22 protein-coding genes are annotated in these 24162 nt (G+C 62.8%); 7 read left to right on the forward strand and 15 right to left on the reverse strand.

Annotated features, from left to right (window positions below; all coding sequences use genetic code 11):
• Window positions 1–41: 41 nt before the first annotated feature.
• The 4 genes from G3N59_RS06200 to G3N59_RS06215 form a co-directional block, all read right to left on the reverse strand.
• A complete protein-coding gene (locus tag G3N59_RS06200; RefSeq protein ID WP_205981682.1) occupies window positions 42–860 on the reverse strand; it encodes an ABC transporter permease subunit in 819 nt (272 codons plus the stop codon).
• Window positions 857–1810, reverse strand: a complete 954-nt coding sequence (locus tag G3N59_RS06205; RefSeq protein WP_205981683.1) for an ABC transporter permease subunit — start codon at window positions 1808–1810, stop codon at window positions 857–859. Before G3N59_RS06205 ends, G3N59_RS06200 begins: the two co-directional genes overlap by 4 nt.
• On the reverse strand, window positions 1807–2970 hold the full coding sequence (gene potA / locus G3N59_RS06210) for a polyamine ABC transporter ATP-binding protein (protein WP_321816555.1): 1164 nt from the start codon (window positions 2968–2970) through the stop codon (window positions 1807–1809). The genes G3N59_RS06205 and potA overlap by 4 nt, the downstream gene beginning before the upstream one ends.
• Before the next feature lie 120 nt (window positions 2971–3090).
• A complete protein-coding gene (locus tag G3N59_RS06215) occupies window positions 3091–4191 on the reverse strand; it encodes a polyamine ABC transporter substrate-binding protein (RefSeq protein WP_205981685.1) in 1101 nt (366 codons plus the stop codon).
• A 555-nt stretch (window positions 4192–4746) separates the two neighbouring features.
• On the opposite strand from G3N59_RS06215, the gene G3N59_RS06220 reads away from it, so the two are divergent.
• Window positions 4747–4950: a DUF1289 domain-containing protein gene (locus tag G3N59_RS06220; protein WP_205981686.1), complete on the forward strand. Its 204-nt coding sequence runs from the start codon at window positions 4747–4749 to the stop codon at window positions 4948–4950.
• An 86-nt stretch (window positions 4951–5036) separates the two neighbouring features.
• On the opposite strand, the gene G3N59_RS06225 is transcribed toward G3N59_RS06220, so the two are convergent.
• The 3 genes from G3N59_RS06225 to G3N59_RS06235 all read right to left on the reverse strand — a co-directional run bounded on the left by G3N59_RS06225 (window position 5037) and on the right by G3N59_RS06235 (window position 8567).
• Complete coding sequence (locus tag G3N59_RS06225) at window positions 5037–5675, reverse strand: OmpW family outer membrane protein (RefSeq protein ID WP_205981687.1); 639 nt, start codon at window positions 5673–5675, stop codon at window positions 5037–5039.
• A gap of 84 nt (window positions 5676–5759) precedes the next feature.
• A complete protein-coding gene (locus tag G3N59_RS06230; RefSeq protein ID WP_205981688.1) occupies window positions 5760–6950 on the reverse strand; it encodes a nitronate monooxygenase family protein in 1191 nt (396 codons plus the stop codon).
• Window positions 6951–7133: 183 nt separating this feature from the next.
• Window positions 7134–8567 (reverse strand): aldehyde dehydrogenase family protein, encoded by a 1434-nt coding sequence (locus tag G3N59_RS06235; protein ID WP_205981689.1) that lies wholly within the window; start codon window positions 8565–8567, stop codon window positions 7134–7136.
• A 165-nt stretch (window positions 8568–8732) separates the two neighbouring features.
• Between G3N59_RS06235 and G3N59_RS06240 the strand changes: the two genes are divergently transcribed.
• Both G3N59_RS06240 and G3N59_RS06245 read left to right on the forward strand, forming a co-directional pair.
• Window positions 8733–9476: a hypothetical protein gene (locus G3N59_RS06240; protein WP_205981690.1), complete on the forward strand. Its 744-nt coding sequence runs from the start codon at window positions 8733–8735 to the stop codon at window positions 9474–9476.
• A gap of 18 nt (window positions 9477–9494) precedes the next feature.
• Window positions 9495–10241: a hypothetical protein gene (locus G3N59_RS06245; RefSeq protein WP_205981691.1), complete on the forward strand. Its 747-nt coding sequence runs from the start codon at window positions 9495–9497 to the stop codon at window positions 10239–10241.
• Between the two features lie 10 nt (window positions 10242–10251).
• Here the strand turns inward: G3N59_RS06245 and G3N59_RS06250 are convergent, their stop codons facing one another.
• From G3N59_RS06250 to G3N59_RS06260, 3 genes are all read right to left on the reverse strand, one after another.
• The gene (locus G3N59_RS06250) at window positions 10252–10611 is read right to left on the reverse strand and encodes a hypothetical protein (RefSeq protein WP_205981692.1); all 360 of its coding nucleotides are present in this window, start codon (window positions 10609–10611) and stop codon (window positions 10252–10254) included.
• A 259-nt stretch (window positions 10612–10870) separates the two neighbouring features.
• Complete coding sequence (locus tag G3N59_RS06255) at window positions 10871–12463, reverse strand: ABC-F family ATPase (RefSeq protein ID WP_205981693.1); 1593 nt, start codon at window positions 12461–12463, stop codon at window positions 10871–10873.
• Window positions 12464–12644: 181 nt separating this feature from the next.
• The gene (locus G3N59_RS06260; RefSeq protein ID WP_205981694.1) at window positions 12645–13529 is read right to left on the reverse strand and encodes an NAD(P)-dependent oxidoreductase; all 885 of its coding nucleotides are present in this window, start codon (window positions 13527–13529) and stop codon (window positions 12645–12647) included.
• Window positions 13530–13773: 244 nt separating this feature from the next.
• On the opposite strand from G3N59_RS06260, the gene G3N59_RS06265 reads away from it, so the two are divergent.
• A complete protein-coding gene (locus G3N59_RS06265) occupies window positions 13774–13983 on the forward strand; it encodes a dodecin (protein ID WP_205981695.1) in 210 nt (69 codons plus the stop codon).
• 128 nt (window positions 13984–14111) lie between these two features.
• On the opposite strand, the gene G3N59_RS06270 is transcribed toward G3N59_RS06265, so the two are convergent.
• From G3N59_RS06270 to G3N59_RS06285, 4 genes are all read right to left on the reverse strand, one after another.
• Complete coding sequence (locus G3N59_RS06270) at window positions 14112–15197, reverse strand: BMP family ABC transporter substrate-binding protein (protein WP_205981696.1); 1086 nt, start codon at window positions 15195–15197, stop codon at window positions 14112–14114.
• 106 nt (window positions 15198–15303) lie between these two features.
• Window positions 15304–16233, reverse strand: a complete 930-nt coding sequence (locus tag G3N59_RS06275) for an ABC transporter permease (RefSeq protein WP_205981697.1) — start codon at window positions 16231–16233, stop codon at window positions 15304–15306.
• 38 nt (window positions 16234–16271) lie between these two features.
• Window positions 16272–17378 (reverse strand): ABC transporter permease, encoded by a 1107-nt coding sequence (locus G3N59_RS06280; protein ID WP_205981698.1) that lies wholly within the window; start codon window positions 17376–17378, stop codon window positions 16272–16274.
• A 98-nt stretch (window positions 17379–17476) separates the two neighbouring features.
• Complete coding sequence (locus G3N59_RS06285) at window positions 17477–19123, reverse strand: ABC transporter ATP-binding protein (RefSeq protein WP_205981699.1); 1647 nt, start codon at window positions 19121–19123, stop codon at window positions 17477–17479.
• A gap of 288 nt (window positions 19124–19411) precedes the next feature.
• Here G3N59_RS06285 and G3N59_RS06290 point away from each other — a divergent pair, with 288 nt between their 5' ends.
• Window positions 19412–20344, forward strand: coding sequence for a LysR substrate-binding domain-containing protein (locus tag G3N59_RS06290; RefSeq protein ID WP_027814783.1), 933 nt, complete (start codon window positions 19412–19414; stop codon window positions 20342–20344).
• A 121-nt stretch (window positions 20345–20465) separates the two neighbouring features.
• Here G3N59_RS06290 and G3N59_RS06295 read toward each other — a convergent pair whose 3' ends face one another.
• Window positions 20466–21842 (reverse strand): 8-oxoguanine deaminase, encoded by a 1377-nt coding sequence (locus G3N59_RS06295; protein WP_205981700.1) that lies wholly within the window; start codon window positions 21840–21842, stop codon window positions 20466–20468.
• Between the two features lie 561 nt (window positions 21843–22403).
• On the opposite strand from G3N59_RS06295, the gene uraH reads away from it, so the two are divergent.
• Window positions 22404–22757, forward strand: coding sequence for a hydroxyisourate hydrolase (gene uraH, locus G3N59_RS06300; RefSeq protein WP_205981701.1), 354 nt, complete (start codon window positions 22404–22406; stop codon window positions 22755–22757).
• Between the two features lie 171 nt (window positions 22758–22928).
• On the forward strand, window positions 22929–24122 hold the full coding sequence (locus tag G3N59_RS06305) for a urate hydroxylase PuuD (RefSeq protein ID WP_205981702.1): 1194 nt from the start codon (window positions 22929–22931) through the stop codon (window positions 24120–24122).
• Window positions 24123–24162: the final 40 nt, after the last annotated feature.

Consider the following 24162-nt stretch of genomic DNA (forward strand, 5'->3'; position numbering starts at 1 on the left):
CCCACGCGCCGTTCGATGTTCCACCGGCTGATGGAAAAGCGTCAGACCGCCATCGCCATGCGTTTGCGCTCGGCGCGCTGCATGAAGTAGTTGCCGACGATCACGCCCACCGTCACCACGGCGATAAAGAGCGTCGCGAGCGCGTTCATTTCCGGATTCAGACCGAGGCGCACGCGCGAGAACACCACGAGCGGCAGCGTCGTCGAGCCGGGGCCCGAGAGGAACGCGGACAACACGAGGTCGTCGATCGACAGCGTGAACGACAGCAGCCAGCCGGCCGCAAGCGCCTGCGAAATCAGCGGCAGCGTGATCTGGAAGAACACCTTGAACGGCGTCGCGCCCAGATCGAGCGCCGCTTCTTCGAGCGACGGATTGAGTTCGCGCACGCGCGACTGCACGATGATGGCGACGTACGAGATACACAGCATCACGTGGCCGATCCAGATCGTGAACACGCCGCGCCCCGCGGGCCAGCCCAGCAGCTTGCCCATTTCGACGAACAGCAGCAGCAGCGAGATGCCCTGGATCACTTCGGGAATCACCAGCGGCGCGTTGATCATGCCCGTGTAGAGCGTGAAGCCGCGGAAATTGCCCATGCGCGCGAGCACGAAACCCGCCCACGTGCCGATGATCACCGAGGCGAACGCCGTCATCAGCGCGATGCGCAGCGAGAGCCACGCGGCGTTGATAAGTTCGTCGTCGGTGGCGAGTGCTTCGTACCAGCGCGTCGAGAAGTGCGTCCACACCGTCACCAGTTGCGACTCGTTGAACGAGTACACGATCAGGCTGACGATCGGGATATAGAGGAACGCAAAGCCAAGGCCGAGCGCGATGAATTGCAGTACGCGATTCGGTTTCATTTGCCGCGGCCCTCCAGTTCTTTTGCCTGGAAGTGCTGGAACATCGCCATCGGCACGAGCAGCAGCAGGACCATGGCGCAGGTCACGGCGGAAGCCATCGGCCAGTCGGCGTTATCGAAGAACTCGTTCCACATGACGCGGCCGATCATCAGCGTATTCGCGCCGCCGAGCAGTTCTGGAATCACGTACTCGCCCACCGCCGGGATGAACACCAGCAGACAGCCCGCGATGATGCCGTTCTTCGAGAGCGGCAGCGTGATTTCGAGGAACGCGCGCCACGGCTTCGCGCCCAGATCGTAGGCCGCTTCGAGCAGCGTCAGATCCATTTTCACGAGATGCGCGTAAAGCGGCATCACGAGAAACGGCAGATACGAATACACCATGCCGATATAAACGGCCGTATTGGTGTGATACAGCTCGATCGGCGAATGGATGAGGCCGGTCCACATCAGGAAATTGTTCAGCAGTCCGTTGTTCTTCAGAATGCCGATCCATGCGTAGACGCGGATCAGGAACGAAGTCCAGAACGGCAACATCACGGCCATCATGAGGATGTTGCGCGTGGCCGGATTCGAGCGCGCGATGTAGTACGCCATCGGATAGCCGATCAGCAGACACAGCAGCGTCGAAATCCCCGCCACGACCACCGAATTCACGTAGGTCGCGAAATACAGGCTGTCCTGGAACAGAAACGCGTAGTGCGAGAGGTCGAGCGCGATGTGCCAGACGCCGTCGCTGAACGACGTGAGTTCCGTGTACGGCGGAATGCCCAGTTGCTGGTCGGCGAAGCTGATCTTCACCACCAGGATGAACGGCACGAGGAAGAACAGCAGCAACCAGAAGAACGGTCCCGCCACCACGGCAGTGCGACCGGTCAGGTTGAAGCGCTTCGCCGGCCAGTTCAGGATTTTCCTGAATCTGCCTGGGGCGCTGATGGGCGTAGTGCTCATGACGTCAGCACCACACCGGCCGAGGCGCTCCAGCGCACATAGACTTCGTCTTCCCAGGTCGGGGAATCGATTTCGGAAAGCGCGAGGCTAGACATGTTCGCGATCACCGTCTTGCCCGAGTCGAGCTTGACGTGATAGAGCGAGTAGCCGCCCATGTACGCGATGTTCTTCACCACGCCCTTGCCCCAGTTGAAGACGCCTTCGGGCGGCTTGCGCGTGAGCGAGATGCGCTCCGGGCGCACCGAGATCGTCACGGGCATGCCGAGCGGTCCGGTGATGCCGTGGTTCACGTAAAGATGCACGGGCAGATCCGGCGATTCCACGTAGACGTGGTCCGGTTCGTCTTCCACCACCTTGCCTTCGAACAGATTGGTCGAGCCGATGAATTCCGCCGAGAAGCGGCTATTCGGATACTCGTAGACCTGATTCGGCGTGCCGAGCTGGACGATCTCGCCTTCGCTCATGACGGCGAGGCGGCCCGCCATCGTCATCGCTTCTTCCTGGTCGTGGGTGACCATGATGCAGGTGACGCCGACCTTGTCGAGAATGTTGACGAGTTCGATCTGCGTGCGCTGGCGAATCTGCTTGTCGAGCGCGGACATCGGCTCGTCGAGCAGCAGCAGCTTGGGACGCTTGACGAGCGAGCGCGCCAGCGCGACGCGCTGCTGCTGGCCGCCCGAAAGCTGATGCGGCTTACGTTTGGCGAAACGCGACATCTGCACCAGTTCGAGCACATTGGCCACGCGCTCCTGGAGCTCGGCCTTTTTCACGCCTTCCTGGCGCAGCCCGAAGCCGACGTTCGATTCCACCGTCATATGCGGGAAAAGCGCGTACGACTGGAACATCATGTTGACCGGACGGCGGTACGGCGGCAGCGTGGCGAGGTCTTCGCCATCGATCAGGATCTTGCCCGACGTGACCGATTCGAGACCGGCCAGCATGCGCAGCAAGGTAGACTTGCCGCAGCCCGAGCTGCCAAGCAGCGCGAACAGCTCGCCCTTCTTCACCGACAGGTTGACACCCTTGACGGCCGTGGTGTCGCCAAACTTCTTGACGACATCGACGACCTGCACGAAGTTGTCCGCGGCTGGATCGCTCGCGGCGAAGCCCGTAGGCAGCGCGCCGGCTGCGGCCGGCACACTCGACTGGTCACTCATGATTCTCTCTGCCCTGCCTTTCTGACTTGATACCTGGACGGGGTTGACGAACAAAGCCCCCGGTAGGTGCCGAGGGCTTGGGGTAAAACGTGAAACGAAGCGCTAGCTACGCTCCCGGTCGCGTCAGCGGCCCGACTTGAATTCGGTCCACAGACGCGTCTGCAGGCGCTGGATTTCCGGCGGCAGCGGCTTGAGCAGGAACAGCGTCTTGAGCACTTCCGGCGACGGATAGACCGCCGGATCGTTGGCGATGTCCTTGTTCACGTACTTGCGCGCTTCCGCATTGGCGCTCGGGTAGTACACGGCGTTGGTGATCGCGGCGTGCACCTGCGGCGTCTCGATGTAGTTGATCCACTCGTGCGCGGCTTCCTTGTGCTGCGCATCCTTCGGGATGGTCATCACGTCGAACCAGATCGGCGCGCCGCCCTTCGGGATTTCGTACTCGATCTTGTACGGCTTCTTCGCGTCGATGGCGCGGTGCTTGGCGATCACGACGTCGCCCGAGTAACCGTACGCAAAGCAGACGTCGCCGCCCACGAGGTCATTGATGTAGCCCGACGAGCTGAACTGCGTGATGAACGGACGGATCTTCTTCATCATCGCGAGCGCGGCGCGATAGTCGTCCGGATTCGTCGAAAGCGGGTCTTTGCCGATGTAGTGCAGCGCGGCGGCGAAGAACTGGTCCGGCGCGTCGAGCACGGAAACACCGCAGGCCTTCAGCTTCGAGAGGTTCTCGGGCTTGAAGAGGATGTCCCAGTTGTCGAGCGGCACGTTCTTGCCGAGGATCTGCTGCGCCTTGTCGACGTTATAGGCGAGACCCGTCGTGCCGTAGGCCCAGGGCACCGCGTACTTGTTGCCCGGATCCGCACCGGCGACCAGCGCCATCAGTTGCGGATCGAGATACTTGAGGTTCGGGATCTTCGACTTGTCGAGCGGCGAGAAGATGCCGGCGGCGATCTGCTTGCCCGCGTAATTGGTGGTCGGCACGACGACGTCGTAACCCGAATTGCCCGCGAGCAGCTTGGCCTGCAGCGTGTCGTCGCTGTCGTAGTTGTCGTACTTGACGGTGACGCCGGTCTGCTTCTGGAAGTTCGGAATCGTGTCTTTGGCGATGTAATCGGACCAGTTGTACACGTTCAGTTGCGTGTCTTTTGCGACCGACGCGACCCACGGCGACGCACACAGTGCGAGCACAGCCAGTTTCGCCAAAACCCGTTTCTTCATCCCGTTCTCCGTTCTGAGCCTGCCGCTTGAGGTCGTTTGAGTTGATTCCCAGCGTGTTATCAGGCTGTATCCGCCTTTGAACTGCCGGCCAATCGATGGCTTGCGCATGAATGCGCAGTTCGCGATTGATGGCCAGCCGTCGCCTTGTGTTTACTGCATGTTCTGCCTGCGTGCCGCACCGGGCGGCCCCGAGAATTTACCGAACCTACCATCAATCGCGCCAGGCGACAAAAAAGAACGCCAGCTTGTCGCACAAACGGAACAGCGTCCGAATGGCCGATAGACCCACGCGCAAAGCGTGCAGCAGACGGTAAATCGCGCGCAATTTTAGCCGTTTGAGCGTCCCTGTCCACAAAAAAAACGGCGAACGCAACTTTCACGCGACGCCAGCCGCCCGGCACCGGAATACCGCCCATTCCTGCACCAAAAAATTACTTGCCCTTTCAACTGGATGGGCAAAAAAAGGCCGCCCCGGCTTATCGGTTAACATAGCGGGGTTTTCCGCCCGGCCGGCGCGCCCTTTTCTGCCCGGCCATCCCGCCCCAAGACAGATCGATGGCATCCAATCTTCACGACCTTCCCGACAGCCCCTGCATCGGCGTGTGCTCCACGCTTTTCGACGATATCTGCAAAGGCTGCGGCCGCACCGCGATCGAAGTCTCGAACTGGGTTTTTCTGAGCGACGAAGAAAAGCGCGCCATCTGGACCCGCATCGAAAGCGAAGGCACCGCCATGCGTTTTCAGCGCAAGGACGGCTGAGCGCGCACGCTTGAGTGTGCGTAGCGCATAAAAAACGCCGGACACGCCGGCGTTTGCATTGACAGGCGCGTCTGACGCGCAAGCGCTCAGAACTTCATGCCGACGCCGATACCCACGATGATCGGGTCGATATAGAGCGTGCCGATCGACTGGCCGTTGAGCGACGCGCCCGTGCGCATCCAGATCTTCTTGATGTCGGCGTTCACGAACACATGCTTCGCGACCTGATAATCGACGCCGAACTGCAGCGCCGGCCCGAAGCTATGGTTGTCGATCGACACCTGCTGGCCGCCCGCGTGCAGACCGTTGTTGTAGAACAGCGTGTAGTTGATGCCCGCGCCCACGTATGGCCGGAACACGCCGGCGTTGTTGAAGTGGTATTGCAGCAGCAGCGTGGGCGGCAGCACGCCGACGCCGCCGAGCGCACCGATGCTCGACGTGACCTGATGGCGCGACGTGCCCAGAATCAGTTCCGCGCCGATGTTGTTGGTCACCATGTAGGTGAAATCCAGCTCGGGAACGATGGCGTTGTTGACGTCGGTTTTCAGCGTGGAGAGCGTGCCGCTCGTGCCCACCTGCGGCATGATGCTGATCGCGCGCAGGCGCACCAGCCAGTCGCCCGCGTAGATGCCCGTATCGGGCGTGGCGGCCTGCGCGGCCGATGCGCCGAACGCTGCGGCCAGTGCGAGCGCCGTGGCGAGGATGGTCTTCGTGTGATTTTTCATGGTGATTTCCCCTGTGGTTCCCGCGGTAATTCGCAAGACAGTGCGAATTTTCCGAGGCAGGGGTCATCCCACGCTTGATGCGAATCAGTTAAGCGCAAACGCCGCGCGATGTGCGACAGCAGGTCGCGCAGAACCGGTCAAAAGCAGCTCCAAAAGGTCTCTCACCGAGCGAATGGCGTTGCCAAAAGGCAACGCTTCGCGGCCGCGGAAGAACAGCCCGTTCGATACCTCGCCGCGCAGCGCAGCGGCCAGGCGCGTATCGATGCAGAAATGGCCGAACTTCTCGATGCCATCGCGCAGCCCGCACACCGACAGACATTCGAGCGCGGTCGGGCAAGCATTCTTCACCTGGCCGATCTTGGCGCGAATACGCGATTCGTTGCGCAGGTAACGATCGAGCCACGGCGTTTTCACCGCCCGCGCGGGCAAGCCCGTCACGCTGACGAATTCGACGATGTCTTCCGGTTTGGCATCGGCGAGCACGCGCTTGAAGTTCGGATGCGCGTCGCCCTCTTCCGTCACCGCGAACGGCGTGCCCACCTGCACGCCATTGGCGCCCGCCTGCAGCCAGCGCCGCACGGCTTCGTGGCTGTTGATGCCGCCGCCGACAATCAGCGGCACATCGGCGCGCGTAATGCCGAGCGTGGCGTACACGGCGTCCAGCTCCTCGAAAATGCGCTCGAAGCCGAAGCGTTCGTTCTGCATATCGGCGAGATCGGTCACGCCGAGGTGGCCGCCCGCGTGGGCCGGATGTTCGAGCACCACGGCGTCGGGCAGACGGCCCTTTTTCATCCACTTCTTGAGCACGAGCGAGACGCCGCGTGCGTCGGAGAGAATCGGGATCAGCGCGATATCGACGCCTTGCGTGAGATCGGGCAGATCGAGCGGCAGACCCGCGCCCATGACGATGGCGTCGGCGCCGTGCTCGCAGGCCGCGCGCACGTAATCGGCGTGGGCATTGACGGCTTTCATGACGTTGACGGCGATCATGCCGCGGCCTTCGGCCAGCCTGCGCGCCGCTTCGATCTCGCGGCCGAGCGCGACGAGATTGGCTTGCGCGAGCGTTTCGTGGCGCGGATCGGCGCGGCATTGCTCGACGAGGTCGGCGTGATGATGGCGCAGATCGATACTCGCGATGGTGCCGAGCGCGCCCTCGCGCGCCACACTGCCCGCGAGCCGATGCGCGGAAATGCCGACGCCCATGCCGCCTTGCACGATGGGCAACAGTTGACGGCCACGAAGGTGGAGCGGCGCGAATGAATGATCAGGAAACATGGTGACCCGCTTTGCGTTGTCGATGACAAAACGCTAATGGTCGCGCGCACCCCAATTGCAGCATTGATAAAAGTCAAAAACTATTGCGGGAGCCAGTCATGACTCCCGCAGCAATGACCTTTATCAAGACGTCGCACCGAGACATTTGCAAGGCGCGACGGTTTTCTACGGGCTATCGAAGACTCAGGCCTTCGGCACCTTGAACTGCATCGACTTGTACTCGAGATATTCCTCGAGACCGTAGACACCGTTCTCACGGCCATGGCCCGACTGCTTGTAGCCGCCGAACGGCGCGGCCATATTCCATGCGCCGCCGTTGATGTCGATCTGGCCCGTGCGGATGCGGCGCGCCACGCGCATCGCGCGCTCGTCGCTGCCGGCCCACACTGCGCCGCCCAGACCGTAGAGCGAATCGTTGGCGATGGCGACGGCGTCGTCTTCGTTCTTGGCCGTGAGGATCGTCAGCACCGGGCCGAAGATTTCTTCCTGGGCGATGGCGGCGTCGCGCGGCACGCGGCCGAACACGGTCGGCTTCACGAAGAAGCCTTTCGTCAGGCCATCGGGCATGCCGGCGCCGCCGGTCACGAGTTCGGCGCCATCGGCGAGGCCGCGCTCGATGTAGTGCTGCACGCGCTCCTGCTGCACCTTCGAGGCAAGCGGGCCGAGCTTCGCCTTTTCGTCGCGCGGATCGGCGACGGTATAGGCTTCGGCGGCCGCTTTAGCCAGTTCGCGCGCTTCCTCGTAGCGCGATTCCGGCACGATCATGCGCGTGTGCGCCGAGCAGGTCTGCCCCGAGTTCAGGAAGCACGCGCCCACGGTGCCCTTCACGGCGGCGGCGAAATCGGCATCGTCGAGCACCACGGAGGCCGATTTGCCGCCCAGTTCCAGCGCCACGCGCTTGACGCTCGCGGACGCCACTTCCGACACGCGCTTGCCCGCGCGCGTCGAGCCCGTGAACGAAACCATATCGACTTGCGGATGGCGCGCCATCAATTCGCCGACGACCGGGCCATATCCGCTCACGAGATTGAACACGCCTGCGGGCAGGCCCGCTTCGTGGATCGCCTCGGCGAGCACGAAGGCGTTCAGCGGCGCGATTTCGGACGGCTTGAGCACGACGGTGCAGCCTGCGGCCAGCGCGGCGGCAACCTTGAGCGTGATCTGGTTGAGCGGATAGTTCCACGGCGTAATGGCCGCGACCACGCCCACCGGCTCGCGCACGACGAGCGAGTTGCCGACGCGTTCCTCGTACTGGAATTCGTTCGCGAGCTTCGCGTAGGCGCCCCAGTTGTAGACCGGGCCGCCCACCTGGATCGCGCGCGCGAGCTTGAGCGGCATGCCGACTTCGCCCGCGATCAGTTGTGCGAGTTCGTCGGTGTGGGCTTTGAGGTTGTCGGCGATCTTTTGCAGATACGCGCCGCGCTCGGCGGCAGGTGTGGCAGCCCAGGCGTCGAAGGCCGCGCGGGCGGCGACGATGGCGGCTTCGGCATCGGCTTCGTTGCCTTCGGGGATGCGGCCCATCACGGCCTCGGTGCCCGAATCGAATACGTCGATCATGCCCTTGCCCTGCGGGGCAATCCATTGGCCGTTGATGTAGAGCTGGTCGTACTGTTTCATGCGCTGCTCCTGTCTCCGTTTGTGTGTTCGATGGCGTCGCCTTGCGGGACGCCGTGATCACGCATTCTAGCTTGGTTGACGCTTACGGAAGGTGGTGCACACATTCCGGCGACGGTTTCGGTCGCACCCTTATACTGCGCGCTCCTTTATTTGCTCATGTGCTTCATGAAACGCATCCTGCTCTGCCTCGCCATTGGTCTCACGCCGCTGCTCGCTCACGCGGGCTGCGAAGACAACTTCCAGAAGTGGACTTCGCAATTGCATCCGGGCCGCACGCTCGACACGGAACATGCGGCGTGCAAGGTCTGGCCTGCGAACGAAGCGCTGACGATTGCGGCGTTGCCGTTGCCGCAGAAGAACAACAATGACGATGAAGGTACCGATGATCTCGAAGTGCTGGTCGCGGACACGGCTTCAGGGACAGTCATCGCGCATCAGTTCCAGAAGTCGGCAATTTCGTACGATGCCGTCAGGTTCTCTGGTTTGACGATCGACACAGCACGCTACCAGCTCACGCCGCAAAACCGTGCGTTTGGCGTACGGGTTTCGCATGAGGGTTCATCGCGCGTCAATCCGTTCGGACAAACGGCGCTGAGCCTTTACGTCGTCGATGGCCAAAGCCTGCGAACGGTTGTTGATCGCCTGATCGTGGAAGATTCGGGCGGCGAGTGGGACGGCAATTGCGCGGGCGACTTCAGCAATACGACGCGCACGCTCGACCTTGGGCCGGCCGGCAAGGAAGGCTATGCCGTTCTGAAGGGTAAGGAATTGTCCTCGCAAACCACCAACGTGGTGCGGGGCGGCGATTGCAAGTACGACATCAATAAATCGAGCAAGCGCACGGGCTTCACGCTCGAATACAAGAACGGCAAATACGGCGTGCCGAAGGGTATGCAGTACACCGACTGACACTTGGAGTGCATCCGCATGAAGCGCCCACTGCTCACTCTCGTTGCCGGCCTTGCCCCGCTCTTCGCACATGCTGGGTGCGAGGAGCACTTCCAGATATGGATGGAAAAACTGCATCCTGGTCAATCGCTCGACCGGGAACACGCCGCCTGCAAAATCTGGCCAGCGAACGAGGCGCTGACGATTGCGGCGCTACCGATCAAGCATGCATCAGACAACGACGATGGCGGGAGTATCGACGTTGACGTGCTGGTCGCCGACACATCGACGGGCACGATCGCCGCGCACCATTTTCAGGCGGCTGCAGTCCAATATGAATCAGGCCATTTTTTTGACGGCATCGAGATCGATAGTGCGCGTTACCAACTCACGCCCACGCAGCGAGCGATCGGCGTTCGATTGACGTCGTCGGGCGGCTATCCCGCGGATATGTCGGGCGTCACGACGCTTAGCCTGTATCTGTTCAACGACGCCCGCATGCGAACCGTGCTGGATCGCATGAAAGTCGGCGAATGGCATGCCAGCCGCGGCAGTGCCTGCGACTCCGAAGAGACCGATACGAAACGTACGATTACGATGGGCGTCGCGTCGGCGAATGACTACGCGCCCCTCAAGATCGAAGAGAGAACGATCGACCAAACAGTAAGCGGCAATGCCGAAAAGTGCTGGGTCAGCAAATCGCCAGCGCAACGCCGCAGCGTGACGTTGCCATATCAACATGGCACCTACGGCATCCCAGCCGACCTCCAATATTCGAACGATTGAGCCGGACGGTTCAGCGCTCTTCCGAATAATAAAGCGGCGTTCCACACGTGCCGCACGCGTGCTCGACGGAATACGTATAGCGCATGAGGCGACTCGTGCGCAAAGACGTGCTACCGCACTTACTGCATTCCGGGCGGCTGGCCTGTCGAGGCGGATGCTGGGCGACATACCAGTCGTAGTTCTGCTGCTCATAGCGTGTGAGAAGCCGGTAGCGCCGCCACGCCAGCCAAGCGAGGCCGCCCGATAACAGCATGCCGACCAGCGCCTGACCGAACGCGCTGGAAAATATCCCGGTCAAATCAGTCAAAAAATGCATTGCGGCGATCACGATCACTAGCAGCGTCGCGTACTTGGCCAGGTTTCTTCTCATGCAGACTTCTCCGGTTGAATACCTAAGGGCAATACACCGCGGCGCGCGGCTTTTGCGATCCAACCCTTTTTAACGGCATTAAGAAAACAACCTTTAACACGTGCATAACGCACCCGATTGGTTGTGCGCACAATTAAATCGAGAACGAGATGCGTGCCTCCATAACCGAAGTCTGGAAATGAAAAAACCCGCTGCGGCAAACGCCGCAGCGGGTTTTCTTGACGTCTGAACTTCAGGTTAGCGTGCTAACCCTCGCGGCTCAATGCACACCCTGGCTCGCCAGGAAGTCCTCGTAGTTACCGCTGTAATCGTTGATCGTGCCATTGGTCTTCACTTCGATCACGCGATTGGCCAGACCGTTCACGAACTCGCGGTCGTGCGACACGAACACGAGCGTACCTTCGAACTTTTCGAGCGCGATCTGCAGCGACTCGATCGATTCCATGTCCATGTGGTTGGTCGGCTCGTCCATCAGCAGCACGTTATGGCGGCCCAGCATCAGCTTGCCCCAGATCATGCGGCCCTTCTCGCCACCCGAGAGCACCTTGACCGACTTGCGGATGTCGTCGGCATTGAACAGCAGACGGCCGAGCGTGCCGCGCACGGACTGCTCGTCGTCGCCTTCCTGGCGGTACTGGTCGATCCAGTCCATCAGCGTGACGTCGTTCGGGAATTCTTCGTACGTGTCCTGCGGCATGTAGCCGATGTTCGCGTTTTCCGCCCACTTCACCGAACCGTTATCCACGGCCAGGTTGCCCAGCAGCGAGCGCAGCAGCGTGGTCTTGCCCGCGCCGTTTTCGCCGATGATCGCGATACGCTCGCCCGGCTGCACGCTGATGCTGAATTTGTTGAAGATGCGGCGCTCGTACGTCTTCGTGATCTCTTCCGCGACCACGACGATGTTGTGCAGCTTCTTCTCGAATTCGAAGCGGATGAACGGGTTCTGACGCGACGAAGGCTTGAAGTCCTCGATCTTGATCTTGTCGATCATCTTCAGACGGCTGGTTGCCTGACGCGCCTTCGACTTGTTCGCCGAGAAGCGGCGCACGAAGTCCTGCAGGTCGGCCACGCGTTCCTTGGCCTTCTGGTTGGCGGCCTGCTGACGCTCGCGCGCCTGCGCCGAAGCCAGCATGTAGTCGTCGTAGTTGCCCGGCCAGACCTTCAGCGTGCCGTAATCCATGTCCGCCATATGCGTGCAGACCTGGTTCAGGAAGTGTCGATCGTGGGAAATGATGATCATGGTCGAGTTGTACTCGTTCAGAACATCTTCCAGCCAACGGATCGAGTTGATGTCGAGGTTGTTGGTCGGTTCGTCGAGCAGCAGCACGTCCGGCTTCGAGAACAGCGCCTGCGCGAGCAGCACGCGCAGCTTCCAGCCCGGAGCGACGCCGCTCATCGGGCCGTTGTGGAATTCCGTATCGATGCCGATGCCGAGCAGCAGCTCGCCCGCGCGCGCTTCAGCCGTGTAGCCGTCGTACTCGGCGAATTTCGCTTCGAGTTCGGCGGCGTGCATGTAGTCGTCGTCGGTGGCTTCGGGGTTCGCGTAGATCGCGTCGCGCTCGCTCATGGCGGCCCACATTTCGGTGTGGCCCATCATGACGACGTCGAGCACGCGCACGTCTTCGTAGGCGAACTGGTCCTGGCGCAGCTTGCCCAGGCGCACGTTCGGTTCGAGGATGACGTTGCCCGAGCTTTGCTCGAGGTCGCCGCCCAGGATCTTCATGAACGTGGATTTGCCGCAACCGTTCGCGCCGATCAGGCCATAGCGGTTGCCTTCGCCGAATTTGACCGAGATATTCTCGAACAAGGGCTTCGGCCCGAATTGCATGGTGATGTTGGCGGTAGAGAGCACAGCGCGTCCCGGTAAGTAGATCGACGAAAAACCTGTAATTTTAGCAGGTTATGCCAGTTCGCGCGCGTCTGCCAGAGTCTGGCGAAGCGGGAATGCAGCAGGCGCGCGCGATGAACTTACCGGAAATTCGTGGCAGATTCGTGCAGGCGCGCCTGGCGTGGTGCTTGCGCGCCGGGCCGGATCAGCCGCCGCGCGGCGTCTGCAGGACGTCGACAAAACCGGACAGATCGGCCTGATCGAGCCCCATCGCGGCGCCGAGTCGCAGGATCTGCTGGACGGTGCCCGAAACCGGCATGGGCGTGCCGGTCTGTTGCGCGGCGGCGGCCACGGTATCCACGTCCTTCTGGAACGTTTTCAGGGCGCCAATCGGCGCGAGGCCTTCCTGCGTCATGCGCGGCACGAAGGTGCGCAGCAGCACCGAATCGGCCCAGCCGCCCGCGAGCGCTTCGGGCAGCTTCGCGGCGTCGATGCCGCTGCGGCGTGCGAGCCCCACCGCCTCGGCGATGGCCGCAACCGTGGCCGTGACGATCGCCTGGTTGCACAGCTTGGTGGTCTGCCCCGCGCCCGCGCCGCCCATATGCGTGACGCGCGCCGAGTAAGCGGCGAGGATCGGCGAGACGGCTTCGACGTCGGCGGCCTCGCCGCCCGCCATCACCGCGAGCGTGCCCGCCTGCGCCCCGCCCACGCCGCCGGAAACCGGCGCGTCGACCCAGCCCACACCCAGCGCGGCCGCGCGCGCAGCCAGTGCACGTGTCAGATCGGGCGGAATACTCGAATGATCGACGATACGGCGCACGCGCGCGGCGCCAGCGGATAGCAAACCCTGCTCGCCGAATACCGTCTGCTCGACCGCGGCGCCATCCGACACGCACAGCAGCACCACGTCCGCACGTTGCGCGAGTGCGAGCGGCGTATCCGCGACCTGCGCGCCGTCGCTCGCGAGCGCCTCGGCTTTCACGCGCGAGCGGTTCCACACGTGAACGGCGTGACCCGCGCCCAGCAAATGGCGAATCATCGGCGCGCCCATCAATCCGGGCCCGCAAAATCCCAGTTCCTGCTTCTGCATTTTCCTTGTCTCCTGCTGCAAATTCTTCGACGCTGCGTGCGCTTACAGGCATGGCCGATGCGGTCATGACTATGTCGGATCACGCGAGCGCCATGATACCCGGCAGCGTATTTCCGGTAGCGGCCGCGCGAGTGCGCGCGCACGCACGCGCTGGCGCTTGCGAGACCGTTTCCTATACTCGATTCACGTGCCTGCACGCCGCACGCACGCCATCGCGCGCCGCCCCCATCGAGGAGACCTTGTCATGAGCGACCACGTCTACAAGCAGATCGAACTCACCGGTTCGTCCACCGTTTCCAGCGACGAAGCCATCCGATGCGCCATCGCACGCGCGTCGAAGACCTTGCGCAATCTGCACTGGTTCGAAGTCACCGAAACGCGCGGTCTGATCGAGGGCGACAAGGTCATGCACTGGCAGGTGACGATCAAGGTCGGCTTGCGGATCGACGATTAAAAGCGACGCTGAAATGCAAACGGCTGCGCGCGCCGTAAAGGCGTCGCGCAGCCGCGTGACACATCAATGATCGGACGAAAGCGTGGGCGATTTGCGTCCGGGATTTGCGTCCGCGATCGACGTCGGCGTTATTTCGGCAGCGAACCGTCCACGCCTTCGACGTACCAGTTCAGGCGTTGCAGTTCGCCATCGGCGAGCGTCTTGCCGGCCGGCACCTTCACCGCGCCCGTCTGATCCTTGATCGGACCCGTGAACACATCCCACTTGCCGCTCGCGATCGCTTCGCGCTTCGCGGCGACGGCCTTCTGCGCATCGGCGGACAGCGCGGACGTATTCACGTCGCCCAGATCGACCGCCTTCTGCGGAATGCCCCACCAGACCGGATCGTTCTTCCACTTGCCGTCGAGCACCTGCTGGATCACGGCCGTGTAGTACACGCCCCAGTTCGCTTCAACCGAACCCAGATGCGCATCCGGGCCGAACTTCTTCATGTTCGAATCCCAGCCGAACGCGTGTACGTGCTTTTCTTCGGCGGTGGCCAGCGTCGCGCTCGAATCGGTGTTCTGCAGCAGCACGTCCGCGCCCTGCCCGATCAGCGTTTCGGCGGCCTGCTTTTCCTTGCCCGGATCGAACCAGCTATTGATCCAGATAACCTTGGTGTGGACCTTCGGATTCACCGAGCGCGCGCCCAGCGTGTATGCGTTGATGTTGCGCACGACTTCGGGAATCGGCACCGAGGCCACGAAGCCCAGCGTGTTGGTCTTCGTCGCGTAACCGGCCGCGACGCCCGCGAGATACGCGCCCTGATACATACGCACGTCATAGGTGCCGAAGTTCGGCGCCTTCTTGTAGCCGGTCGCGTGCAGGAAAACCGTATCCGGAAAGTCCTTCGCCACTTTCAGTTCGAAGTCCTGATAACCGAAACTCGAACCGAAGATGATCTTGTTGCCCTTGCTGGCCAGATCGCGGAACACGCGTTCCGAGTCCGCCGATTCCGGCACATTCTCCACGCGCGTGATCTTGATCTTGTTGCCGAACTTCTGTTCGGCGGCCTTCGAACCCTGATCGTGCGCGAAGGTCCAGCCGGCGTCGCCAGGATTGCCGAGATAGACGAACGCGACGCCCGGCGCGTCGGCGGCCTGCGCCGACGGCACGAGCGCTGCCGCGCCGCAGGTCGCGGCGACGGCAAAGGCGGTCAGGATGGTTTTTTTCATTGTGGATCTCCGGTCCCGTGAGGACGCTGCTGTCATGGTTGAGAAACTGCGAGCGTATTGGTTCAAGCGTGTTGTCGAATCGTTGTGGATACCGCTTTGAAAACAACTAGGCCGCGCCGAAGAACGACTTGCCGAGAGAAGCCGGCGCGTTAAGACGAATCGTGTTCGGATTACGCGAAATCAGCACGAGCACGACGATGGTCGCCACATACGGCAGCATGGCGAGAAACTGCGTAGGCACCGGCACGCCGATAGCCTGCGCGTAGAACTGCGCACCCGTCACTGCACCAAACAGCAATGCGCCGATCAACAGACGGCCCGGTCGCCACGTCGCGAACACCACCAGCGCGAGCGCGATCCAGCCGCGGCCCGCGGTGATCTGCTCCTGCCACAGATGCAGTTGCACGACCGAGTAATACGCGCCCGCGAGACCCGCCATCGCGCCGCCGAACGCCGTCGCGCCATAACGCACGCCGATCACCGGAAAGCCCACCGAATGCGCAACCTGCGGCGACTCGCCCACCGAGCGCAGCACGAGCCCGGCGCGCGTGCGATAGAGGAACCACGCGACCACGGCGAACATCACGAACGCGAGGTAATCGACCGGCGTCAGGCTGAAGAACGCCGGACCGACCACGGGCAGATGCGAGAGCCCCGGAATCGGCCATGCGCCGATCGTCGCCGAAGTGGCCGCCGAGGTGTACGGCTTGCCCACATACGCCGACAAACCCACGCCGAAGATCGTGAGCGAAAGCCCCGTCGCGACCTGATTGGCGAGCATCGTCAGCACGAGGAAGCCGAACAGCAGCGACATCGCCACGCCCGCCGCCATGCCCGCGGCAAGACCGAGCCAGGGATTGCCGCTGATCGTGGTGACGGCGTAGCCGGTCACGGCGCCCATCAGCATCATCCCTTCGACGCCGAGATTGAGTACGCCTGACTTTTCCGTGACGAGTTCGCCCACGCCCGCGAACATCAGCGGAATGGCGGCGGTAACGGCGCTCGATGCGAGCGAGCTGGCTTGCTGGATATCCATATCGTGTTGCCTTGTTTCGTATTCGGGTATGGGCGGGGTCAATGCGCAGCGGCGACAGCGTGACGGCGGCGAACGCGGTAGTTCACGAACAGGTCCGCACCGAGCAGACAGAACAGCAGCAGGCCCTGGAACACGCCCGAAAGCGCCTGCGGCAGTTGCAGCGAGGTCTGCACCGCTTCGCCGCCGAGGTACAGCAGCGCCATCAGCAGACTCGCGAGCACGATGCCGACCGGATGCAGCCGCCCGACAAACACCACGATGATGGCCGTGAAGCCGTAGCCCGGCGACCACGTCGCCTGCAACTGGCCGATCGGGCCGGCGATTTCGCCCATGCCCGCGAGGCCCGCAAGACCGCCCGACAGCAGCAGCGAAGTCCAGATGGTTTTCTTCTCCGAGAAACCGGCGTAGCGCGCGGCCAGCGGCGCAAGACCGCCGACGCTCATGCGATAGCCCGCGAAACTGCGGCGCATGAACAGCCACACGAGCGGGATGGCCGCGAGCGTGAGGAAGATCGACGCATTCAGACGCGTGCCGCGCAGCCAGTGAATGCGCCAGTCGCCGCCGAAGGTGGGATAGAGCGCGTCGCCGCTGAACATTTCGGAGAGCGGAAAGTTCATGCCGTTCGGATCGCGCCACGGGCCGCTCACCAGCCAGATCAGCAACTGCGTGGCCACATAGGTGAGCATCAGGCTCGTGAGGATCTCATTGGTATTGAAGCGGCTCTTGAGCCAGGCGGGAATCGCCGCCCATGCCATGCCGCCCAGCACGCCGGCGATCATCATCAGAAACAGAATCCACCAGCCGCTTGCCTGATCGAAATAGATCGCCACGCCGCTCGCCGCAATGCCGCCGAGCACCATCTGCCCTTCCGCGCCGATATTCCACACGTTCGCGCGATACCCGGCCGCGAGGCCGAGCGCGATCAGACAGAGCGGCGAAGCCTTGAGCAGCAGTTCCGACCAGCCGTTGACGCTCGACAGCGGCTCGATAAAGAACGCGTGCATGGCCTGCATGGGATCGCGGCCGACAAGGCCAAAAATCAGGAAGCCGATTGCCAGCGTCAGGAGCGCGGCGATCAGCGGCACGGCGATGCGCACCGTGCGGGACGGTGTCGTGCGGGCTTCTAGTCGGTAAGGAAAAATCATGGCGGTGGAATGGCTGTCGCGTTGTCGTTATGCGTTGCCCGGCCTGGGCGAGGCGTTTGCGTCTGCGGGTGTTTTTGCGTTCGAGTTGGCGTTGGCCTCTAGGCATGCACGGCGGGCGCTGCCGGCGCCGCGGGCGGAGGACCGCCGTTCGTCTGCGCCGCGCGCTCGCCGAACAGACCGGCCATCCAGCGGCCGATTTCCTCGGCGTTGGTTTCGCCGGTCAGACGCGCGGGCGAAAGTCGGCCGCCTGCGAGCACGGCAATGCGGTCGCAGATATCGAAGAGCTCTTCCAGTTCCTCGGAGATCACGAGAATCGCCACGCCGCGCGCGGACAGATCGAGCAGCTGCTGGCGAATGAAGGCGGCCGCGCCCACATCGACGCCCCAGGTGGGCTGCGCGACCACCAGCAATTTCGGCGTCTGCAAAATCTCGCGCCCGACGATGAACTTCTGCAGATTGCCGCCCGAGAGACTTTGCGCGAGCGCATCCGGTCCGCCGCAGCGCACATCGAACGCGCCGATACAGCGTTGCGCGAACGCGCGCATTGCGCCGGTCTTGAGCCAGCCCGAGCGCACCATGCCTTCGCGATGCGCCGTGAGCAAGGCGTTTTCCGCGAGCGACATGGCGGGCACGGCGCCACGTCCAAGACGCTCTTCCGGCACGAACGCAAAGCCAAGACGACGACGCGCCGCCGCCGAAAGCCGCCCAGCGGGCTTGCCGCAAATCGATACGGAATCCGCCGCGCCGTGGCGTCCTGACGGGGTCTGACGCGCCTCGCCCGACAGCGCCGCGAGCAGTTCGGCCTGACCGTTGCCCGACACGCCCGCGATGCCCAGAATCTCGCCCGCATGCACGCCGAAGCTCACATCGTCGAGCGAGGTGCCGAACGGATCGTCGCTCGGCATCGACAGATGTTTGACGTCGAGCAGCACGTCGCCGGGCGTATGCGCGCGACGCGTATAGGCGGGCAACTCGCGCCCGACCATCAGGCGCGCGAGCGACGCGTGGGTTTCCTCGCGCGGAATCACGTTGCCGGTCACCTTGCCGCCGCGCAGCACGGTCGCGGTATCGCAAAGCTCCTGGATTTCGTCGAGCTTGTGGCTGATGTAGAGAATGCTGCAGCCTTCCGACGCCAGCCGGCGCAGCGTACCGAACAGCTTGCGCACGGCTTGCGGCGTGAGCACCGAAGTGGGCTCGTCCATGATCAGCAGACGCGGGTTCTGCAGCAGGCAGCGCACGATCTCCACGCGCTGGCGCTCGCCCACCGTGAGGCTGTGCACATGGCGCTGCGGATCGACATCGAGACCGTATTGCCCGGACACTTCCCGAATGCGCGCGGACAGCGTCTTGAGATCGAATTTTTCGTCGAGCGAGAGCGCGATGTTCTCGCCGACCGTCAGCGTTTCGAACAAGGAAAAATGCTGGAACACCATGCCGATGCCGAGCTTGCGCGCCGCCGCCGGACTCGCGATCTCGACGCTCTCGCCTTCCCAGCGGATCTCGCCGGCGTCGGGGCGCACCGCGCCGTAGACGATCTTCATCAGCGTGCTCTTGCCGGCACCGTTTTCGCCGAGCAGCGCGTGGATTTCGCCGGGTGCAACCGTCAGCGTGACGTCGTCGTTGGCGCGCACGGCCGGGTATTGTTTCGTTATGCCGGATAGTTGAAGCCGCGGTACGCGGTGATCCGCATGTTGACCCGCATGCTGGTCCAGGCCGCTCGCCTGACGTGAAGAAGAATCGCCCATGGATGTTCCGTCGCAGTACGTTATTGCTATCTCAGTGTTCGTGTGTGCTGCTGCTCGCCAGCCGTTCTACGGCCTCGCGAGGCGCCCCCGCGCCAGGTCACGATACCTTGCCGGGCGTGCCAGCGTCGAGCCGTCAAAAATCCCCGTGACACGCCGTCGTGCCTCGCGCAACAGGGACTTGTCAGGATGGCTCAGTAGATCCCTCTCTTGACGGGTCTTTTTGTCCATATTAAAAAACATATATTCCCAAAGCCCCTCGATCAGCCAAAACATATAATCGGAGATTTCATGAGCCAGCAACGCGAGGCGATCGACACGTACCTTTTGCGCGTCTTGCACACCCTCTTGATGGAACGCAGCGTGACGCGCGCGGCCGTCAAGCTCAATCAGTCGCAACCCGCTATCAGCGCGGCGCTACGGCGTCTGCGCGACATCACCGGCGACCCGCTCCTCGTGCGCGGCAAGTCCGGCATGGTGCCGACCGAATACGGCCTGCGCCTGCTCGAACCCGTGCAGAACGCCCTGCGCGAAATCGAGCGCATCCGCTTCCAGCAACATAATTTCGATCCGGCCACTTCGATCCGTTGTTACCGCATCGGCTGTCCGGACTACCTGAACGTGCTGTTCGTGCCCACCGTGGTCGAGCGGTTCCGCCAGGCCGCGCCCAACGCCACGCTCGAGTTCCATTCGCTCGGTCCGGCGTTCGATTACGAACTGGCCCTTGAAGAAGGCAAGCTCGACATCGTGATCGGCAACTGGCCCGAACCGCCCGAGCAGTTGCACCTGTCGAATCTGTTCGTTGACCAGATCGTCTGCCTGATGAGCAACACGCACCCGTTCGCCAAGCGCGGCGGGCTTACGCTCGATCAGTACCTGAACGCGCCGCACCTCGCGCCCACGCCGTATTCCGTGGGTCAGCGCGGCGCCATCGACGTGCATCTGGCGCGCGAGCGCCTGAAGCGTCATGTCGTCGTCACGCTGCCGTACTTCAATCTGGCGCCTTACGTGCTGATCAAGTCGGATCTGGTGTTCACCACCACGCGTCTGTTCGCCGATCATTACGCACGCTTCCTGCCGCTGACGGTCGTGCCCGCGCCGCTCGACTTCCCGCCGATGCAGTACTACCAGCTGTGGCACGAGCGCTGTCACTATTCGGATGAAGTCCGCTGGTTGCGCAGCCTCGTCGCCGAAGCCACCAGGACGCTGATCGACAAACCTTAATCACGCATTCGTCACGCGATGGCCGTTTTGCCGAACGGCCTACGCGTTAAGCCACGGGCGGCCCGCTTTTGCGCGCCGCCCGTTTTGCTTTTTGCCTATGTGCTTTGCTCGAATGTCCTGCTTATCGCGCGGCCTGGGCAAGCTGACCGGCAAGCCGGTTATGGCGCTCGATCACCGGCCCGAGTTCGACCGTTTGCAGCACGCCTTCCTTCACCACCACCCGCCCGTCGATCACCGATAGCGCGACCTGCGAAGGCGCACAGAACGCCAGCGCCGCGACCGGATCATGCAGCGCGCCCGCAAAGAGCGGCTGACGCAGATCGAAGGCGATAAAGTCCGCCGCCATGCCCGGTGCGAGCGCGCCGATATCGTCGCGGCCCAGCACCTTCGCGCCGCCCAGCGTGGCGATTTCGAGCGCTTCGCGCGCGGTCATCGCATCGGGGCCAAAACCCACGCGCGCGAGCAGCATCGCCTGTCGCATTTCGCCCACCATCTGCGCGCCGTCGTTCGACGCCGAACCATCCACGCCCAGCCCGACCGGCACGCCCGCAAGCCGCATTTTCCTGATCGGCGCAATGCCGGACGCGAGCCGCATGTTCGAGCACGGGCAATGCGCGACACCCGTCCCCGTGCGCCCGAACAGGCCGATGCCGTGGTCGTCGAGCTGTACGCAGTGCGCATGCCAGACATCGCGACCGACCCAGCCCAGATCCTCGGCATATTCGGCCGGCGTCATGCCGAATTTTTCGCGGCTATAGGCGATGTCGTTGACGTTTTCCGCGAGGTGCGTGTGCATCGACACGCCGTAATGCCGCGCCATGATCGCCGATTCGCGCATCAGATCGCGGCTCACCGAAAACGGCGAGCACGGCGCAACCACCACGCGCAACATCGCGTAACGCCCTTCGTCGTGATACGTCTCGATCAGGCGCTGCGTGTCGGCGAGAATCGCGTCCTCGTTTTCGACCACCGAATCGGGCGGCAAACCGCCATCTTTCTGCCCCACGCTCATGCTGCCGCGCGCCGCGTGAAAGCGCATGCCGATGCTTTGCGCCGCGCGGATGCTGTCGTCCAGACGGCTGCCGTTCGGATAGATGTAGAGGTGATCGCTCGACGTCGTACAGCCCGACAACAGCAGTTCGGCCATGGCCGTGAGCGTCGATACCTCGATCATTTCCGGCGTCAGGTTGGCCCAGACCTTGTACAGATTCGTGAGCCAGCCGAACAGCTCGGCATCCTGCGCAGCGGGCACGGCGCGCGTGAGGCTCTGATACATGTGGTGATGCGTGTTGACGAGGCCGGGCGTGACGATATGGCCGGTCGCGTCGATCACTTCATCGGCGCTCTGCGGCAACTCCGCCGTCGGGCCGACGGCGACGATGCGGTTGCCTTCGATATACAGGCCGCCGCCGCGGATCTCGCGGCGCTCGCCGTCCATCGTCACCAGCATGTCGGCGTTCTTGACGAGCAAGGTTCGGGTGGTGGGATTGCGTTCCATCGTGTCTGTTCGCTCCGTTGTCTGTGAATCGACTGTGAATGTGAAGCAGACGCCCTTGCCACGCCGCCGTTCCACCGAAACACCGGTGCCGACGCATCCTGACGAGGACGCCGCTGGCCCGGTTACCCGGCGCCCAGCGCCGTCTTCGGGTTGCGCACAGTACCGCTGCGCGCATAACCGATACCTTCCGCAACCAAAATTCCGCTGGCAATTCGCGTAGCCGAGATACCGGAATTCAGTCCCTGCATATAAAGGTCGATTTTTGGCGCAGCTACGATGTGAATCGTGTGTGCACATGAGTGAAAACCCGCGGTTTCGTGGCCGCCAGAGCCGCCTGCAGCAAGGCTCGACGGCCAGGCTCATGCGACGGGGATTATCTTTCCTATCGCTCGCGCGATTGCGGCCCGATCGTTCTTAAAATGCGTTCACGGCGCTCGCATCGATCCGCCGACGGGTATGTAGCCACTGACGTGGAGCCTCGATCCGCCGCTTATGCATCATGGGATCGAGACGCCGCCGAAACCTCGCAATGACACCAGGAAAAGACAAGGAAAACTGCGAATGGGCAAGCTGACTACCCACGTGCTCGACACCGCGAACGGCCGTCCCGGCGCGGGCATCAAGGTCGAACTCCATGCGCTCGACGGCGACACCCGCCGCGCGCTAAAGACCGTCACGACCAACCACGACGGCCGCTGCGACGAACCGCTGCTCGAAGGCGCAGCGCTGACTACCGGCGAATACGAACTCGTGTTCCATGCAGGCGATTACTTCGCCTCGATCGGCACGAAAGTGCCGGAACCGCGCTTCGTCGATCGCGTCGTGCTGCGCTTTGGCGTAGCCGATGCCGGTGCGCACTACCACGTGCCGCTGCTCGTTTCGCCGTGGTCGTACAGCACGTACCGCGGTAGCTGATCGCTTCGGCACGCACGCGCGCTAACCCCACAGCCAACAACAACACATCGAAAGAGACAGGCGGCACATCACTGTGTCCCCGCTTTGCGGCGCTGCATTGATGCAGCCCCCGCAGTCCCGCGCGAGACGCACTGACGTCCGCGCGCAACGAATCAGGAGTGGAGGAGTTTCATGGAAGGCTTTATTACCGACTGGCTGAACCTCGCATTGCGCTGGTTCCACGTCATCGCGGCGATCGCCTGGATCGGCGAATCGTTCTACTTCGTCGCGCTCGACAACAGCCTCAAACCGCCGGTTGACCCGAACCAGAAGCGTCGCGGCGTGTTCGGCGAACTGTGGCACGTGCACGGCGGCGGCTTCTACAACATGCAGAAGTACACCGTCGCGCCGCCCGAAATGCCGGACGATCTGCACTGGTCGAAGTGGCCCTCGTACACGACGTGGCTCTCGGGCGCGTCGCTGTTCACGGTGCTTTATCTGTTCGCCCCGAACACCTATCTGATCGACAAGAACGTGCTGGATATGGGTCCGGTCGTGGCAGTCGCTTCGGCACTGGGCTTCCTGGCCGCAGGCTGGATCGTCTATGACTCGCTGTGCCGTCTGCTGGGCACGAAGGACAAGCTGCTCGGCGCGTGCGTGGGCATCTATGTCGTGATCGCCGCTTACCTCGCCTGCCACATTTTCTCGGGCCGCGCCGCGTACCTGATCATGGGCGCGATGCTGGCGACGATCATGTCGGCGAACGTGTTCTTCGTGATCATTCCTGGCCAGCGCAAGATGGTCAACGCGATGCTCAAGGGCGAAACGCCGAACCCGATCTACGGCAAGCGCGGCAAGCAGCGCTCGGTGCACAACACGTATTTCACGCTGCCGGTGGTGTTCGCGATGCTGTCGAACCACTACGCGATGACCTACGCGCATGAGTACAACTGGGCCGTGCTGGTGGTCATCATGCTGGCCGGCGCGCTGATCCGTCAGTTCTTCGTGATGCGTCATCGTGGTCAGCAGCTCTGGTATCTGCCGATCGGCGGTGTCGCGCTGATGTTCGTGGCGCTGGTCTGGACGCTGCCGCGCCCGGTCGTGCCGCAAGCCGAAGCCGCTAACGCACCGACCATCAAGATCGGCGATATCCAGCCGATCCTGCAGCAGCGTTGCGCGGGCTGCCACTCGGCTCACCCGACGATGATGGGCGCAGCGCCCGCTGGCGTGATGTTCGATACGCCCGATGAGATCTCGCAGAACGCGCAGCGTCTTTATCAGCAGGCTGTGACGCTCAAGGCGATGCCGCTGGGCAACGTCACGCATATGACGGACGACGAGCGGCAAAAGATCGCGATGTGGTTCCAGGGTGGGGCCAAGCCGTAAGCGCCGCACCGCAGAGCCCTATGTAAGCAAAGCTGGAAAC

It is taken from the genome of Paraburkholderia sp. Ac-20340, from assembly GCF_017104965.1.
In the GTDB taxonomy this organism is placed as follows: Bacteria; Pseudomonadota; Gammaproteobacteria; order Burkholderiales; family Burkholderiaceae; genus Paraburkholderia.